14 protein-coding genes and 1 tRNA gene are annotated in these 14,010 nt (G+C 62.8%); 9 read left to right on the forward strand and 6 right to left on the reverse strand.

Translation table 11 applies throughout. The features are described from left to right. The first annotated feature begins 110 nt into the window (after window positions 1–110). A complete protein-coding gene (locus AC1DSF_RS15340; protein ID WP_478127092.1) occupies window positions 111–683 on the forward strand; it encodes a retropepsin-like aspartic protease family protein in 573 nt (190 codons plus the stop codon). A gap of 3 nt (window positions 684–686) precedes the next feature. On the opposite strand, the gene AC1DSF_RS15345 is transcribed toward AC1DSF_RS15340, so the two are convergent. The 4 genes from AC1DSF_RS15345 to AC1DSF_RS15360 are packed head-to-tail and all read right to left on the reverse strand — an operon-like array spanning window position 687 to window position 3,307. Then, window positions 687–1,040, reverse strand: coding sequence for a RidA family protein (locus AC1DSF_RS15345; RefSeq protein WP_478127030.1), 354 nt, complete (start codon window positions 1,038–1,040; stop codon window positions 687–689). Window positions 1,041–1,055: 15 nt separating this feature from the next. Continuing rightward, on the reverse strand, window positions 1,056–1,691 hold the full coding sequence (plsY, locus tag AC1DSF_RS15350; RefSeq protein WP_478127031.1) for a glycerol-3-phosphate 1-O-acyltransferase PlsY: 636 nt from the start codon (window positions 1,689–1,691) through the stop codon (window positions 1,056–1,058). Window positions 1,692–1,743: 52 nt separating this feature from the next. Beyond that, complete coding sequence (locus AC1DSF_RS15355; protein WP_478127032.1) at window positions 1,744–2,235, reverse strand: aminoacyl-tRNA deacylase; 492 nt, start codon at window positions 2,233–2,235, stop codon at window positions 1,744–1,746. A gap of 10 nt (window positions 2,236–2,245) precedes the next feature. Then, a complete protein-coding gene (locus AC1DSF_RS15360; RefSeq protein ID WP_478127033.1) occupies window positions 2,246–3,307 on the reverse strand; it encodes an aldo/keto reductase in 1,062 nt (353 codons plus the stop codon). Window positions 3,308–3,390: 83 nt separating this feature from the next. On the opposite strand from AC1DSF_RS15360, the gene AC1DSF_RS15365 reads away from it, so the two are divergent. The 8 genes from AC1DSF_RS15365 to AC1DSF_RS15400 all read left to right on the forward strand — a co-directional run bounded on the left by AC1DSF_RS15365 (window position 3,391) and on the right by AC1DSF_RS15400 (window position 12,375). Then, window positions 3,391–4,308 (forward strand): alpha/beta fold hydrolase, encoded by a 918-nt coding sequence (locus tag AC1DSF_RS15365; protein ID WP_478145719.1) that lies wholly within the window; start codon window positions 3,391–3,393, stop codon window positions 4,306–4,308. Between the two features lie 92 nt (window positions 4,309–4,400). Next, window positions 4,401–5,505, forward strand: a protein-coding gene (prfB, locus tag AC1DSF_RS15370) for a peptide chain release factor 2 (protein ID WP_478127035.1) whose coding sequence is annotated in 2 segments (ribosomal slippage) — window positions 4,401–4,481 and window positions 4,483–5,505 — 1,104 coding nt in all. Because the reading frame shifts where the segments join, the coding sequence is not laid out codon by codon here. A gap of 11 nt (window positions 5,506–5,516) precedes the next feature. Further along, entirely contained in the window at window positions 5,517–6,191 is a 675-nt protein-coding gene (locus AC1DSF_RS15375) for an HAD family hydrolase (RefSeq protein ID WP_478127036.1), read from the forward strand. Beyond that, window positions 6,178–8,868: an aminopeptidase N gene (gene pepN, locus AC1DSF_RS15380; protein ID WP_478127037.1), complete on the forward strand. Its 2,691-nt coding sequence runs from the start codon at window positions 6,178–6,180 to the stop codon at window positions 8,866–8,868. The genes AC1DSF_RS15375 and pepN overlap by 14 nt, the downstream gene beginning before the upstream one ends. Window positions 8,869–8,888: 20 nt before the next feature. Further along, entirely contained in the window at window positions 8,889–9,899 is a 1,011-nt protein-coding gene (locus tag AC1DSF_RS15385) for a class 1 fructose-bisphosphatase (protein ID WP_478127038.1), read from the forward strand. An 11-nt stretch (window positions 9,900–9,910) separates the two neighbouring features. Then, window positions 9,911–9,986, forward strand: a tRNA-Thr gene (locus AC1DSF_RS15390). A 354-nt stretch (window positions 9,987–10,340) separates the two neighbouring features. Continuing rightward, window positions 10,341–11,309 (forward strand): hypothetical protein, encoded by a 969-nt coding sequence (locus AC1DSF_RS15395; protein ID WP_478127039.1) that lies wholly within the window; start codon window positions 10,341–10,343, stop codon window positions 11,307–11,309. 250 nt (window positions 11,310–11,559) lie between these two features. After that, a complete protein-coding gene (locus AC1DSF_RS15400; RefSeq protein WP_478183061.1) occupies window positions 11,560–12,375 on the forward strand; it encodes a hypothetical protein in 816 nt (271 codons plus the stop codon). A gap of 9 nt (window positions 12,376–12,384) precedes the next feature. On the opposite strand, the gene AC1DSF_RS15405 is transcribed toward AC1DSF_RS15400, so the two are convergent. Beyond that, on the reverse strand, window positions 12,385–13,119 hold the full coding sequence (locus AC1DSF_RS15405) for an RNA polymerase sigma factor FliA (protein ID WP_478127041.1): 735 nt from the start codon (window positions 13,117–13,119) through the stop codon (window positions 12,385–12,387). A gap of 34 nt (window positions 13,120–13,153) precedes the next feature. Continuing rightward, on the reverse strand, window positions 13,154–14,005 hold the full coding sequence (locus AC1DSF_RS15410) for a MinD/ParA family ATP-binding protein (RefSeq protein WP_478183062.1): 852 nt from the start codon (window positions 14,003–14,005) through the stop codon (window positions 13,154–13,156). Window positions 14,006–14,010 lie beyond the last annotated feature (5 nt).

Raw genomic sequence — 14,010 nt, forward strand, 5'->3', positions numbered from 1 at the left:
ATTTTTCGAGCGGCCCGGCTAAGTCGGTTCCGCGGTGTTCCTGGTCTTGGCGGGTGGGCGCGCTGGCGTTACTGGTGGCGGGCTGTACTTTGGCTCAGGCTCAGTCGGTGATGCTGACGGGGACTATTGGGAGCCGGGCGATACTGATGGTAGACGGCGGTTCGCCGAAGACCGTGGCGGTGGGCGAGACGTTCAAGGGGGTCAAGTTGCTGGCGCTGCAAGGTGAGCAGGCGACTGTCGAAGCCGGCGGCAAGCGCATGGCGCTGCGTATGGACACGCCGGCGAGCATCGGCGGAGCATCCAGCGTCGCAGGTGGGACGCGGATCGTGCTGCCTGTGTCGAGCGGCGGCCATTTCATGACGCAGGGAGCCATCAACGGGCGGGCCGTGACGTTCATGCTGGACACAGGCGCGACGAATGTCTCGATGTCGGCTGCCGACGCGCAACGCATCGGGCTCGACTTCAGCAAGGGGCAACCCGTGCGCATGAACACCGCCAATGGCCCTGCGCAGGGCTATCGCCTACGCCTGGATTCAGTGCGGGTCGGCGACGTGGAAATCTACGACGTCGATGCGATCGTCTCGCAGCAGCCGATGCCCTACGTCCTGCTCGGCAACAGCTTCATCAGCCGCTTTTCAATGCGGCGCGATGCCGACCAGATGGTTCTCGAAAAGCGGTTCTGAGGCTCAAGCAGCCGCGGCCGTCACAACGATTTCGATCTTGTAGCCGGGGTTAGCCATTGCGGCCTGCACCGTCGCGCGTGGCGGCGTGTTGTCGGCGGGAATCCAGGCGTCCCACACTTCGTTCATCGCGCCGATTTCAGCGATGTCGGCCAAAAAGATCTGCGTCATCAGGATGCGCGATTTATCGCTGCCGGCCTCGGCAAGCAAGCGGTCCACCATGGCGAGAACCTGTGCGGTCTGGCCGCGGATGTCCTCGGTGGTGTTGTCCGCCACCTGACCGGCAAGATAGATAGTGCCGTTGTGCACCGCCGTCTCGCTCAGGCGCGGACCGACGTGGAAGCGTTGAATGGTTGGCATGTTTTGTCCTTCTGTTTATTTACGAGCTTTGGAACCGAGCCTGGATTCGGTGCCAGCGGCAAGGCGCCGGATGTTCTCGCGATGCCGCCAGATCAGGAGCAGGCTCACGGAAACCAGCGACAACAACACCGTGAGGTCCAGCGGCCACGCGATGTCGCCGCCGATCAGGTAGTAAGCCGGCGCAAAGAAAGCGGCCACGATCGAAGCCAGCGACGAATAGCGAAAGAAAATGGCAATGATCAGCCATGTGGCGCCGGTCGCCAGCCCGAGCAGCCACGCGATGCCGACGAGTACCCCCGCCGCAGTGGCGACGCCCTTGCCGCCCTCGAAGCCGAAGAAGACGGGGTAGAGGTGTCCGAGAAATGCCGCCAAGCCGGCGAGCGCTGCAACACCCTGCCCCATGCCGAAACCCGCGCCGAAGTGCTGGATCAGGAACACGGGGATCCAGCCCTTGAGTGCATCGAGCAGAAGTGTCGCCAGCGCCGCGCCTTTGTTGCCCGAACGCAGCACGTTCGTGGCGCCCGGATTCTTGCTGCCATAGCTGCGAGGGTCCGCCATGCCGAGCGATTTGCTGACGATCACCGCAAATGACAAGGATCCGAGCAGGTACGAAAGAACGATCGCGATGAGCGAAGGAAAGTAAGAACTCACAGTGTCTCCGGGCCGGCAAACCCGGCGGCACGCCTCCGAATGAGGCAGCCGGCTATTCTGCCAGCGCGCACTGCACCGGCTTTGCGCCCAGCAGCTTCACGCAGACCTGCGGGTCGATCCCGATCAGATAGCCCCGCCGTCCGCCATTGATGGCGATGCGAAGCAGTTCAAGGATGGTCGACTCCACGTAGACCGGCATCTCGCGCCGCGTGCCGAACGGCGACGTGCCGCCGACAAGATACCCACTGTGCCGGTTCGCCACTTCGGGTTTGCAAGGTTCGACCGATTTCGCGCCGATCTGTCGCGCGAGATTCTTGGTCGAAACGGTGCGATTGCCGTGCATGAGCACGATCAGCGGCTTGGCGTCCTGGTCTTGCATCACGAGTGTCTTGACCACCGTGAAGGGATCGAAGCCGAGCACTTCGGCGCTGTGTTGCGCGCCGCCGTGTTCGAGATATTCGTACGGATGTTCGGTAAACGCGATGCCGTTCGCCCGCAGCAACTGGGTTGCGGGCGTTTCGGAAACGTGCGTTTTCTTGCTCACGTCGCCGTCATCAGGCTGCGGGATCGCGCATTTCCCAGCGGATCTTGTCGATCTCGGCCAACACCTGGGGCGAGAGCTTGGTGCCCCAGGCGTCGAGGTCCTCTTCAAGTTGGGCAAGCGAAGTCACACCGATGATCGTGCTCGCAACCTGCCATTTGGTGTAGCAGAAAGCCAAGGCGAGCTTTGTCGGGGTGAGACCGTGCGCCTTTGCCAGCGCGTTGTAGCGCCGCGCTGCCGCGAGCGCGTCGGGACGGCCCCAGCGCTGCTTGCGCACCGATTCATATCCCGAAATGCGCGCACCCTTGGGTGCCGAAGGGCCTTCGGTGCCGCTCTCGTCGTACTTGCCGGTCAGCAGGCCGAAAGCCAACGGCGAGTAGGCCAGAAGCGAAACACCAAGCCGATGCATCGTCTCGTCGAGGCCGTTTTCCAGCGCACGGCTGATCAGGCAATAGACGTTCTGTACGGTCGCAACCCGTGGCAGGCCGTGCTGCTCGGAAAGCCGCACGAATTCGTGGACCCCGTAGGGCGTTTCGTTCGAAAGCCCAATGGCGCGCACCTTGCCCGCCTTGACGAGCTTGCCCAAGGCTTCGAGCTGCTCATGAATCGACGTGGCCGACCTCTCCTTCGTCGGGTCGTAGTAGATCGAACCAAAGGCCGGCACATGGCGCTCCGGCCAATGGATCTGATAGAGATCGATCACGTCCGTCTTCAGTCGCTTCAGGCTTGCGTCACATGACGCGGCGATGTCGGCGGGCGTCATGCCCTCGCCTTCTCGCACCCACGGCATGCCGCGCGACGGTCCGGCAACTTTGGTCGCCAGCACGATCTTCTGGCGCATGCCGGGGTTCTTGTCGAACCAGTTGCCGATGATGGTTTCCGTAGCCCCGAAGGTTTCCTTGCGGGCCGGCACGGCGTACATCTCCGCAGTGTCGATGAAATCGATGCCGCGCTCGAATGCACGATCGAGGATCGCGTGAGCGGTCGGCTCATTGACTTGCTCACCGAAAGTCATGGTGCCGAGGCAGACCGGGGTGACGTGGAGGTCGCTCTGACCGAGTTGGATTTTTTGCATGGGCGAAATGCTACCTGCTGCCGCCTCCGCATGTCTTGCACCGGACTGCGCGGCGCTGGCGGCATCCGTATCATTCGAGCCCGATGTACCAAGCTCTCCGCGTCTCGCGCAGCGAATTCGTTCCTGTGCGCAATCTGAATTACCACGTGCGCCTGTGGGGCTCGCCTTCGACTGCGCGACCGCCGCTGGTGCTGCTTCACGGCTGGATGGACGTTGCAGCGTCCTGGCAATTCGCGGTCGACGCAATGGCGGACGATCGCTGGATCATTGCGCCGGATTGGCGAGGGTTCGGCCTCACCAGTGGCGGCAACGTCGACAACTACTGGATGCCCGACTACCTCGCAGACCTGGACTGGCTGCTGGACCACTATGCGGGTGAATCCCCCGTCGATCTGGTTGGGCACAGCATGGGTGGCAACGTGGCCATGCAATATGCCGGCGTGCGCCCGCAACGGGTCCGCCGGCTGGTCAACCTCGAAGGCTTCGGCATGCCTGCGTTTGTCCCCGAGCAGGCGCCGGAGCGCTATGGCAAGTGGATCGACGAACTCAAGCGTCTGCACCGCGGTGAAATGGCGCTGGCCGGCTACTCGCAGGCGGACGGCGTCGCCCGCCGGCTCATGAAGACCAATCCGCGTCTCACCCAGGACAAGGCCGACTGGCTCGCTGCTCACTGGTCGGTCGGCAAACCGCACCCGGACGGCGGTGATCGGTGGGAAATCCTCGGCGACCCGGCGCACAAGATCATCAACGCCCATATCTTCCGGGTCGACGAGACGTTGGCCCTCTATGCCGCCATCACCGCTCCGCTGCTGGCCGTGGAGGCCTCGGACGACAGCCTCAGCCAATGGTGGAAGGGACGCTACACGCTGGCGGAATTCCACGAGCGCCTGAAGAAAGTGCCGAACGCTCGCATCGCCCGGATCGAGGACGCCGGCCACATGCTGCACCACGACCAGCCTGCACGCCTGGCATCGTTGATCGAGGAATTTCTGAGCTCTTGAAAGCGGTTCCGGGCAGGCCGCCCTCCCCCGGACCCGGCCATGGCGGGCATGAGAAAATGCCCGGTTTTCCCCGAACACAGTCAGGACACCCCATGGATGCAGAGCAAATCAACCAAATCGGCGCAACCCTCGCGGACCTGACCGCCCGGACCGTCGATTTACGGAGGTATCTTTGACTACGATGCCAAAGCCGAACGCCTGAGGACGGTCAACGCATCGCTCGAAGATCCCAACGTCTGGAACGATCCCAAGAAGGCCCAGGAGCTGGGCAAGGAAAAGAAGTCGCTCGACGACGTGGTCGTCACGCTCGACCGCCTCACCAGTGGCCTGTCGGACAACACCGAGCTCTTCGAAATGTCGAAGGACGAAGGCGACATGGATGGCCTGCAAGCCATCGCCGATGACGCCGCCAAGCTCGAAGCGGACATCAAGCAGCTCGAATTCCGCCGGATGTTCAACAACCCGGCAGATCCGCTGAACGCATTCGTCGATATCCAGGCTGGCGCCGGCGGTACCGAAGCTTGCGATTGGGCCAGCATGCTGCTGCGCCAGTACCTCAAGTACGCCGAGCGCAAGGGTTTCAAGACCCAGATCGAAGACGAGACGCCGGGCGATACCGCCGGCATCAAGGGCGCAACTATCAAGGTCGAAGGTGACTACGCTTTCGGCTTGCTGCGTACCGAAACAGGCGTGCACCGGCTGGTGCGCAAGTCGCCCTTCGACTCCTCGGGCGGGCGGCACACCAGCTTTGCGAGCATCTTCGTCTACCCGGAAATCGACGATTCCATCGAGATCGAGATCAACCCGGCGGACGTGCGCACCGACACCTTCCGCGCCAGCGGCGCTGGCGGCCAGCACATCAACAAGACTGACTCTGCCGTGCGGCTCACGCACATTCCGACGGGCATCGTCGTGCAGTGCCAGGACGGCCGAAGCCAGCACAGCAACCGTGACGTCGCCTGGAAACGCCTGCGCTCGCGCCTGTATGACCACGAGATGCGCAAGCGCCAGGAAGAGCAGCAAAAACTCGAGGACAGCAAGACCGACGTGGGCTGGGGTCATCAGATCCGCAGCTACGTGCTGGACAACAGCCGCATCAAGGACCTTCGCACCAACGTCGAAATCTCGGCCACGCAAAAGGTGCTGGATGGCGACCTCGATGCTTTCATCGAAGCCTCGTTGAAGCAAGGCGTCTGATGCAGGGCGCGATGGAAAAGCCCGAAGCCCTGATCTTCGACATGGACGGCACCATGATCGACTCCATGCCCTGGCACGCCAAGGCCTGGGTCGAGTACGGGCGCCGCAACGGCCTCGATATCGACGTGCCTCATTTCATGCGGCGCACCACCGGCCGTACGGCGTTCGAATGCGCCTGCGAGCTCATGGGCCGCGAAGTCACGCCGGCAGAAAGCGCTGAGATCACGCACGCCAAGGAATCGATCTACCGCGAGCTGTTCGGTGCGGCATTTCGCGAGGTCGACGGTTTTCGGGCTTTCGCAAGCGCAGCGGCAGCACGAGGCCTCAAGATCGCTGTTGGCACCGCCGGGGACAAGCACAACATCGCCTTCACGATGTCGAATCTCCGCCTGGAGCGGGCTCCCCTGGCCATTGTTGGCGGAGACGAAGGGTTTCCGGGAAAACCCGAGCCAGCCATCTTTCTCGAAGCGGCGCGCCGCATCGGCGTCGCTCCTGAGCGCTGCGTCGTCTTCGAAGACGCCCCCTTCGGCATTGAGGCCGCCCGCCGTGGCGGCATGATGGCCGTGGCGGTCTGCACCACCCATAGCGCCTCCGAACTCGCGGGGCCGCACGTGATTGCGGCCGTGCGTGACTACAACGAACTCGCAAACTCAAACTTTCTGGAGACATTCGATGCTGTTGCGTGATGCCCAAGGCCAGCCCGTGGCGATTCGCCGCGAGGACTACAGCGCGCCTGCCTACTGGATCGATACGGTCGATCTCACCTTCGACCTGGACCCCGCCAAGACGCGAGTGCTCAACCGCATGCGGCTGCGCCGCAATCCGGACATGGCGCCGGAGCCGTTGCGCCTCGATGGCGACGAGCTCAATCTCGCCCGCGTGCTGGTCGACGGCCAAGGTGCGTCCTTTCGCATGGAGGGCGATCAGCTGGTGATCGACAACCTGCCAGAAAGCTTCGAGTTGGAGATCTTCACCACCTGCTGCCCGAGCAAGAACACCAAGCTCATGGGCCTCTTCGTCAGCGAGGACACCTTCTTCACGCAATGCGAAGCCGAGGGCTTCCGCCGCATCACTTATTTCCTGGACCGCCCGGATGTGATGGCGAGCTATACCGTGACACTGCGCGCCGCCAAGGCCGCCTACCCGGTGCTGCTGTCCAATGGCAATCTCGTCGAGCAAGGCGAACTGCCCGAAGGCCGCCACTTCGCGAAATGGGTCGATCCCTTCCGCAAGCCGAGCTACCTCTTCGCGCTGGTCGCTGGCAAGCTGGTGGCGCGCGAGCAGCGCATCAAGGCGCGCAATGGCAAGGAGCATCTGCTGCAGGTCTATGTTCGCGCGGGCGACCTCGACAAGACCGAGCACGCAATGAATTCACTCATCAATTCGGTGATGTGGGACGAAGCCCGCTTCGGCCTGCCGCTGGACCTCGACCGCTTCATGATCGTCGCGACCTGCGACTTCAACATGGGTGCGATGGAGAACAAGGGCCTGAACATCTTCAACACGAAGTACGTTCTCGCCAACCAGGCCACCGCGACCGATGCCGACTACAGCAACATCGAAAGCGTCGTCGGGCACGAATACTTCCACAACTGGAGCGGCGACCGCGTGACTTGCCGCGACTGGTTCCAGTTGTCGCTCAAGGAGGGCCTCACCGTCTTCCGCGACCAGGAGTTCAGCCAGGACCTGTGCGCCGATGCGTCGGCTCGCGCGGTCAAGCGCATCGAGGATGTGCGGGTCCTGCGCACCGCGCAGTTTCCCGAAGACGCCGGCCCGATGGCGCACCCCGTGCGGCCCGACAGCTATATCGAGATCAGCAACTTCTACACCGTCACCATCTACGAGAAGGGTGCCGAGGTCGTTCGCATGATGCAGACGCTGGTCGGCCGCAAGGGTTTCGAGCGCGGAATCACGCTCTATTTCGAACGCCACGACGGCCAGGCCGTGACTTGCGACGACTTCGCGCAAGCCATCGCCGATGCGAATCCCGAGTCCGATCTGGCGCGCCTGCTGCCCCAGTTCAAGCGCTGGTACAGCCAGGCAGGCACGCCGCGCGTCGCCGCACACGGCGTCTATGACGCAGCCAGCCGCAGCTACACGCTGAGCTTTGTTCAAAGCTGCCCGCCCACACCGGGCCAGCCTGTCAAGGACCCATTCGTGATTCCGGTGAACATCGGCTTGCTGAGTGCCGACGGGCGCGAACTGCCGCTGCAACTCGAAGGCGAAGCCGAGGCGACGCAAGGCACGCGCACCCTCGTGCTCACGCGTGCCGGCGAGCAAATCACTTTCGTCAATGTCGACGCGGAGCCGGTGCCTTCGATCCTGCGCGGGTTCAGCGCACCGGTGATCCTCGACTACGACTACGCCGACGCGCAGCTGCTGACGCTGCTCGCCAACGATCCCGATCCGTTCAACCGCTGGGAAGCCGGACAGCGCCTGGCCCTGCGTGCCGCTCTGCGAGCCATTGCGTCGCCGGCAAGTCCGGGCGAACTGCCGCTGAACGACGCGTTCATCGACGCGATGCGCAGTGTGCTGCGCCATCCCCAGCTCGATGCGGCCTTCAAGGAACTCGTCCTGACGCTGCCGTCGGAGACCTATATCGCCGAACAGCTCGAGGTGGTCGACCCCCAGCGCGTGCACGCAGTGCGCGAAGCCATGCGGGCGCAAATCGCCACCGCACTCTTCGCCGACTGGGAACAGGTCTACGAGCAGAACCGCGACACCGGCGCCTATACGGCAGACCCGGTTTCGTCTGGCCGCCGCGCCTTGGCGGGCATCGCGCTCACGCACCTGTGCCTTGCCGCGCGTGCATCCGGCGACACCGTGTGGCCCGGCAAGACGCTTCAGCGGTTCAAGGACGCGGGCAACATGACCGATCGATTCAACGCCCTGAACGCGCTGGTCTCCTCCGGCCATGCGCTCGCTGCACAGGCATTGGCGCGTTTCCACGAGATCTTCAAGGATGAAGCGCTGGTGATCGACAAGTGGTTCTCGCTGCAAGCAGGTGCACCCGACCGCGGCGGCGACATCCTGCCGCTGGTCAAGCAACTGATGAAGCACCCGGACTTCTCCATCAAGAACCCGAATCGCGCACGCAGCGTGATCTTCAGCTACTGCAGCGGCAACCCCGGCGGCCTGCACCGTCCAGACGCCGCGGGCTATGTGTTCTGGAGCGACCGCGTGATTGAACTCGACGCCATCAACCCGCAAGTGGCCGCACGTCTCGCGCGCGCGCTCGACCGCTGGAGCAAGCTCGCCGAACCCTACCGCAGCGCCGCACGCGAAGCCATCGCCCGCGTCGCCGCCCGCCCCGACCTCAGCAAGGACACTCACGAAGTCGTCACACGCGCATTGGCCGCCTGACCGATCAAGGACCTCCCTACATGGCTCAACACAAGATTTCACTCACACGCTACCTCGTCGAACAACAGCGCGCCGACGGGTTGATCCCCGGCCAGTTGCGCCTGCTTCTCGAAGTGGTCGCCCGCGCCTGCAAGAGCATCAGCCAAGCCGTCAACAAAGGCGCGCTCGGCGGCGTACTCGGCTCGGCCGGCAGCGAGAACGTGCAAGGCGAAGTACAGAAGAAGCTCGACATCATCGCCAACGAAGTGCTCATCGAAGCCAACGAATGGGGCGGCCATCTCGCCGCGATGGCGAGCGAGGAGATGGACAGCATCTACGTCGTGCCCAACCGCTATCCGCAAGGCGAATACTTGCTCCTCTTCGATCCCCTCGACGGATCGAGCAACATCGATGTGAACGTGAGCATCGGCACCATCTTCAGCGTGCTCAAGAAGGCGGACGACACGCCCGGTGTTCAGGAAAGCGATTTCCTCCAGGCGGGCAGCAAACAGGTTGCTGCGGGCTACTGCATCTACGGCCCGCAGACCACGCTGGTGCTGACAGTCGGCGCGGGCGTCGCGATGTTCACGCTCGATCGCGAGCAAGGCTCCTTCATGCTCACGCAGGAAGACATCCAGATCCCGGCCGACACCAAGGAATTCGCGATCAACATGAGCAACATGCGCCACTGGGACGCCCCGGTGAAGCGCTACATCGACGAATGCCTCGCCGGCAAGGAAGGCCCGCGCGGCAAGGACTTCAACATGCGCTGGATCGCCAGCATGGTGACCGACGTGCATCGCATCCTGATGCGCGGCGGCATCTTCATGTACCCGTGGGACAAGCGCGAGCCTGAAAAGGCAGGCAAGCTGCGCTTGATGTACGAGGCCAATCCGATGAGCTGGCTCGTCGAGCAGGCAGGCGGCGCGGCCACCAACGGGCGCACACGCATCCTCGATCTGGAGCCTTCGAAACTGCACGAACGCGTTGCTGTTGTGTTGGGGTCAAAGAATGAAGTCGAGCGAGTGACTGGCTATCACGAGACGCTATAATCGCGAGCTTAGCCGGTGTAGCTCAGTCGGTAGAGCAGCTCATTCGTAATGAGAAGGTCGGGTGTTCGATTCATCTCTCCGGCACCAATCGCAGGTAAAAAAGTCCGCTATCAAATCGATAGCGGACTTTTTTTGTTTTTGGTCTTCCTTAGGCAACTGCAGGCAAGTTCAAGCGGCATGGGCGCCTCGCATCTTTTCTCCAACGCATGGGACACAAGCCGATGCAGAAAGCTCTGCAACTCGAGGTCTTGGAAGACGAGCTTCGGGCCTGCCTATGGAACACAGTGGCGAAAGGCCTCTGGTTCCGCACTCGGGGATGCGCCGATGTCTGGCGGCTGCTGGCGCCATGAACTTGAATTCAGAACCCGGCGACCACACCTGCGTCAATAGCGAATGGCAACCGGATCGTCTACAGTCTGCGACTAGGACGGAGGACGCAGCATGCTCGAAGACACCTGGAGTCTCTTGAAGCTTGTGTTTGGATCAAGCCTTGTTTCGGGCGTCGTCAGCGTCCTTATCGTGGCGCCGCTTACCGCGACTTTGATCGAACGCCGACGCCGAAACAAGCTGCGAGACCTTCGTCAAGTCACGCTTTCGGTGCTGTTGGAAGACTTCCGCGCCCTTGCCAGGCCGTTGCTGATGAGCTGGATCAATTTTCAAGCGATGGAACGAGACAACGCCTTCGCCCCCACTCTGCTTGCGATCGCGCACAAATCCCACGCTAAAGCGATCGAATGGGACATCGCGAAGTTGGAGGATCTAAAGTTTTCCCGAGCCGTGGTCAAACAGCAGATCGATCAATTCGATAAATATCGAAAGGAGGCGATTAGGTGGCTCGAAGACTTCGAAGCGGCAGTGACCCGCACACTTGCGCAGACATCGTATTTCTCCGACAAGCTCGAACCCACCGAGTTCACCGCGGTGCTGGTAATCCGTGCGGAGCTGACGGAAGCAGTCCGTTGCACTCGCTCCTGGATCTTCTTCCTGCAAAGCGGACAACCTGGAGCAACACAGGAGCCGCTGAGTTTCAACTACTCGGGGGCTCTTTCAAGATTTCCGCAATACGTAGAGCAGTTCGGAAAAAGAGAAGACAACGATCCACCTCTTGTTCGAATCCTGGATCGTCACCTTGTTCCACTCGCCTATCCGAGGGAAGAGATTGAAAAATGGCTGAATACACCGCTATATACGTACTCTGAAGCGGACCTGTCAGAAGAGGTTCGAAATACTCTCGGCAGCAGCTTCGCAGACATATTGAAGGCACTCCCCAGCGTCGATGAACAACGACGCATGTTCAAAGCACTCGCTGAAGTCGATCGCAGCGCATTTGCGGAGTACCTTGCCGACTATGAGCACTGGCTACGGACCAAAAAGGAGGCAGCCGTTGGCCAACCTTCGACTTCGTCCTGAGCATTGGCCGGTGACGGGACCCAGTTCGTGTTCAGTTGCTCGTGGCTCGGCAGCCCCATGAACGTTCAGGGCCGCGCTTGTACCCGTCGCCGGCTTGTTGACCGGCCCGACCACCTCTCAGCATTGAAACCTGCGCCTCTTTCCCCCGCGCCTACGTGAAGTAATAGGCATACTTCAGTACTAAATCCAGCGCCCCGCGAGCGAAAACCACTCGCCGTTCGGAGAATCCGGTTGAAACGCTTGGAACTCCATGAACAACAACCGCGTCGGCTATCGCTTCGCCATCCTCGGACTCGTCTCTCTCGCTTTCGGCATCGCCTGCGTCGGCTGGGCGCCTTTATTGGGCGGCTTCAGCTTTGTCGGCGCGACCGCGTCGGTGTTCCTGGCGATGCTCAGCTTCAGCAAGTTGGCAGCGCTTCGTCGGCTGTTGCCGGATGCTCCCTCCACTCCGATCCCGGAAGCCAAGCGCGAGTCAGTGCGCGCGCCGATCGTCCCCCGTCAGCGCCGCGAAGTTGACGATCAGGTCAATGACGACAATGACGATGAGGAGGCGGAGCTCGCGGCCAGGCTGGCTGCATTGCGTGCCGCTGTGCAAGGTCCTAGCGAGCACCGTCCTGCCCCACGCGAGCCCGAGCAGGCGCATGGCGAGGAGCAAGCGCCCGATGCAGGAATCACGGTCATCGAGGAAACACCGCTCGAGCCGGACCTGGCCACTCTGTTCGAGGCTCCCGCAGTCGAAGCGCCGCCCGCGCCGACAACGCCCGCCTCCGGAATGCGGCAAATGGATGATCTGCGCGCAGAGCTCGCGCGCCTTCGGGAGAACGCCCGGATGCGGCAGGCTGCGACACCTGTCAGCGTTGCACCGCCAAACTTCCTCGAGGCGCCGTCGCACGCATCGGCAGCACCAAGCGCCAGTGATGCCGCGCTCCACGCTCCCGAGCTATTCGCTCGAACGGAATTCTCCGGGCTGCCAGGCGAGCGGCCCGCGCAGTCATCCCTGCAAGAAGAAGAATTTCCGAGAACGGAGTTCGCAGGCCTCAGGGCTCCGTCCCCCTCGCGCACATAGCGCACCCCTTCAGAGCAGCTCCTTGAGCCGAGCTCTCAGGCGACTGATCGCCTGGCTGTGCAGTTGGCAGACGCGACTCTGGCTCACCTCGAGGATCGCGCCGATCTCGCGCAGGTTGAGTTCTTCCTCGTAGTAGAGATTCAGCAGCAACTGGTCGCGCTCTGGCAGGGCCGAGATGGCATCGACGAGCTGATGCCGAAATCCGCTTTCCAGCAGCTGCTCCAGCGGATCGTCGCTGTCGCGCTGGCCCCGGCGTGCATCCTGCGCGTGCAAATCGAGGAACGGATTCTCCGCGTCTCCCTTCGCAAAATCTTCGACGTAGAGCAATTGGCAACCCTGGATCTCCTGCAGCAGCGACTGATAGCCCTCCAGGTCCATCTTCAGCTCCTTGGCGATCTCGCCTTCAGTCGGGGAGCGTCCAAGGCGGTGCTCCAGCTTCTGGATGGCCTTCTCGACGCCGCGCGCCGATTGGCGCAAGCCTCTCGACCCCCAGTCGCTGGCGCGCAGTTCGTCGAGCATCGCGCCGCGGATGCGCTGGCTGACGAAGGTCTCGAACTGCGCGCCCTTGTTGTCCTGATAGCGCGACGATGCATCGAGCAGGCCGATCATGCCGGCCTGAATGAGGTCGTCGAGTTCGACGCTGGCGGGCAGCTTGGCGATCATCTGCAGTGCGATGCGCCGCACGAGCGGCTGATGCTGCTCCAGAAGATGGGACTTCTCGATGGTTCCCTGAGCGGTGTACACGTCCGGTCCTTGTTCCGATGTTCAGGTTTGCTGTTCAGGCGGCGACTGCGCGCGACGCGCGGGTCGCACCAGCAGTCGAAGTTGCAATGCGGCGTTCGCGCGTGGCTTGCGCGGGCATGCGCCACGGCCATTGGCCCATGTCGCTGGCGACGCGGCGGAAGTCCACCGCGACGGGGCTGGCCGGAAAGGCCTCCACCATCGTCTGGCTCAATCGCCGTGCGTCCGCAAGGTGTGCATCTGCGCGAACCCAGCCGGCGGGCTCCAGCGAGACAGCGAGGTAGCGGCTGCCGGTGTTGGCGAGGTTGCCCATGACCGTGTGCGCCTCTTCGGCGTTCGAAGCCTTGTTTACCAGGAAGCGCAACTGCTTCAATCCGTGTGCGTAGTGCAGCCTCTTGATGCCCGAGTACGCGGTGGTCACCGAAGCGGCATTGGGTTGCAGCACGAGCACCAGTTCGTCCGCACCCTGCGCGAGCACTGACAACCGCCCCTCGGCATCGAGCGCGGCATCGATCAGGACGACGCCACCGCGGCACAGCGAACGCACATCCGCTTTCGCATGCACCATGCCGATCGGCGCTGGCAGCACGTCGACACCGCAACCGGCGCGGGCTGCCGCACCAGCGCACGTCAAGCGGCGATCGGCCACGTCGGCGAGCACGCCGGGCGGCTCGACCGCCCACAGCGCGGCCGCGGAATCGGCGGCGGGATGATGCTCGTCAAGCAGCAGGACGTCCTTCCCCTGATGCACGAGGGCCGCACCCAGGTTCATGGCGGCGGTCGTCGCACCGTCGCCGCGGCGCATGCCCGCAAGGGCAATCACCCGCGTGGGCGTGTGCGACAGGAGGCGGCGCAGTCCGTCCGCCTGGTCGGTCACCAGCTTGGTCATACAGC

Source organism: Variovorax sp. 01N429, assembly GCF_056399425.1.

What these genes read in the sequence shown, in the direction of transcription:
- AC1DSF_RS15340 (WP_478127092.1), top strand. Translation starts at nt 111, where the DNA reads ATGCTGACGGGGACTATTGGGAGCCGGGCGATACTGATGGTAGACGGC.
- AC1DSF_RS15345 (WP_478127030.1), bottom strand. Translation starts at nt 1,040, where the DNA reads ATGCCAACCATTCAACGCTTCCACGTCGGTCCGCGCCTGAGCGAGACG.
- AC1DSF_RS15360 (WP_478127033.1), bottom strand. Translation starts at nt 3,307, where the DNA reads ATGCAAAAAATCCAACTCGGTCAGAGCGACCTCCACGTCACCCCGGTC.
- AC1DSF_RS15365 (WP_478145719.1), top strand. Translation starts at nt 3,391, where the DNA reads ATGTACCAAGCTCTCCGCGTCTCGCGCAGCGAATTCGTTCCTGTGCGC.
- AC1DSF_RS15375 (WP_478127036.1), top strand. Translation starts at nt 5,517, where the DNA reads ATGGAAAAGCCCGAAGCCCTGATCTTCGACATGGACGGCACCATGATC.
- pepN (WP_478127037.1), top strand. Translation starts at nt 6,178, where the DNA reads ATGCTGTTGCGTGATGCCCAAGGCCAGCCCGTGGCGATTCGCCGCGAG.
- AC1DSF_RS15385 (WP_478127038.1), top strand. Translation starts at nt 8,889, where the DNA reads ATGGCTCAACACAAGATTTCACTCACACGCTACCTCGTCGAACAACAG.
- AC1DSF_RS15395 (WP_478127039.1), top strand. Translation starts at nt 10,341, where the DNA reads ATGCTCGAAGACACCTGGAGTCTCTTGAAGCTTGTGTTTGGATCAAGC.
- AC1DSF_RS15400 (WP_478183061.1), top strand. Translation starts at nt 11,560, where the DNA reads ATGAACAACAACCGCGTCGGCTATCGCTTCGCCATCCTCGGACTCGTC.
- AC1DSF_RS15410 (WP_478183062.1), bottom strand. Translation starts at nt 14,005, where the DNA reads ATGACCAAGCTGGTGACCGACCAGGCGGACGGACTGCGCCGCCTCCTG.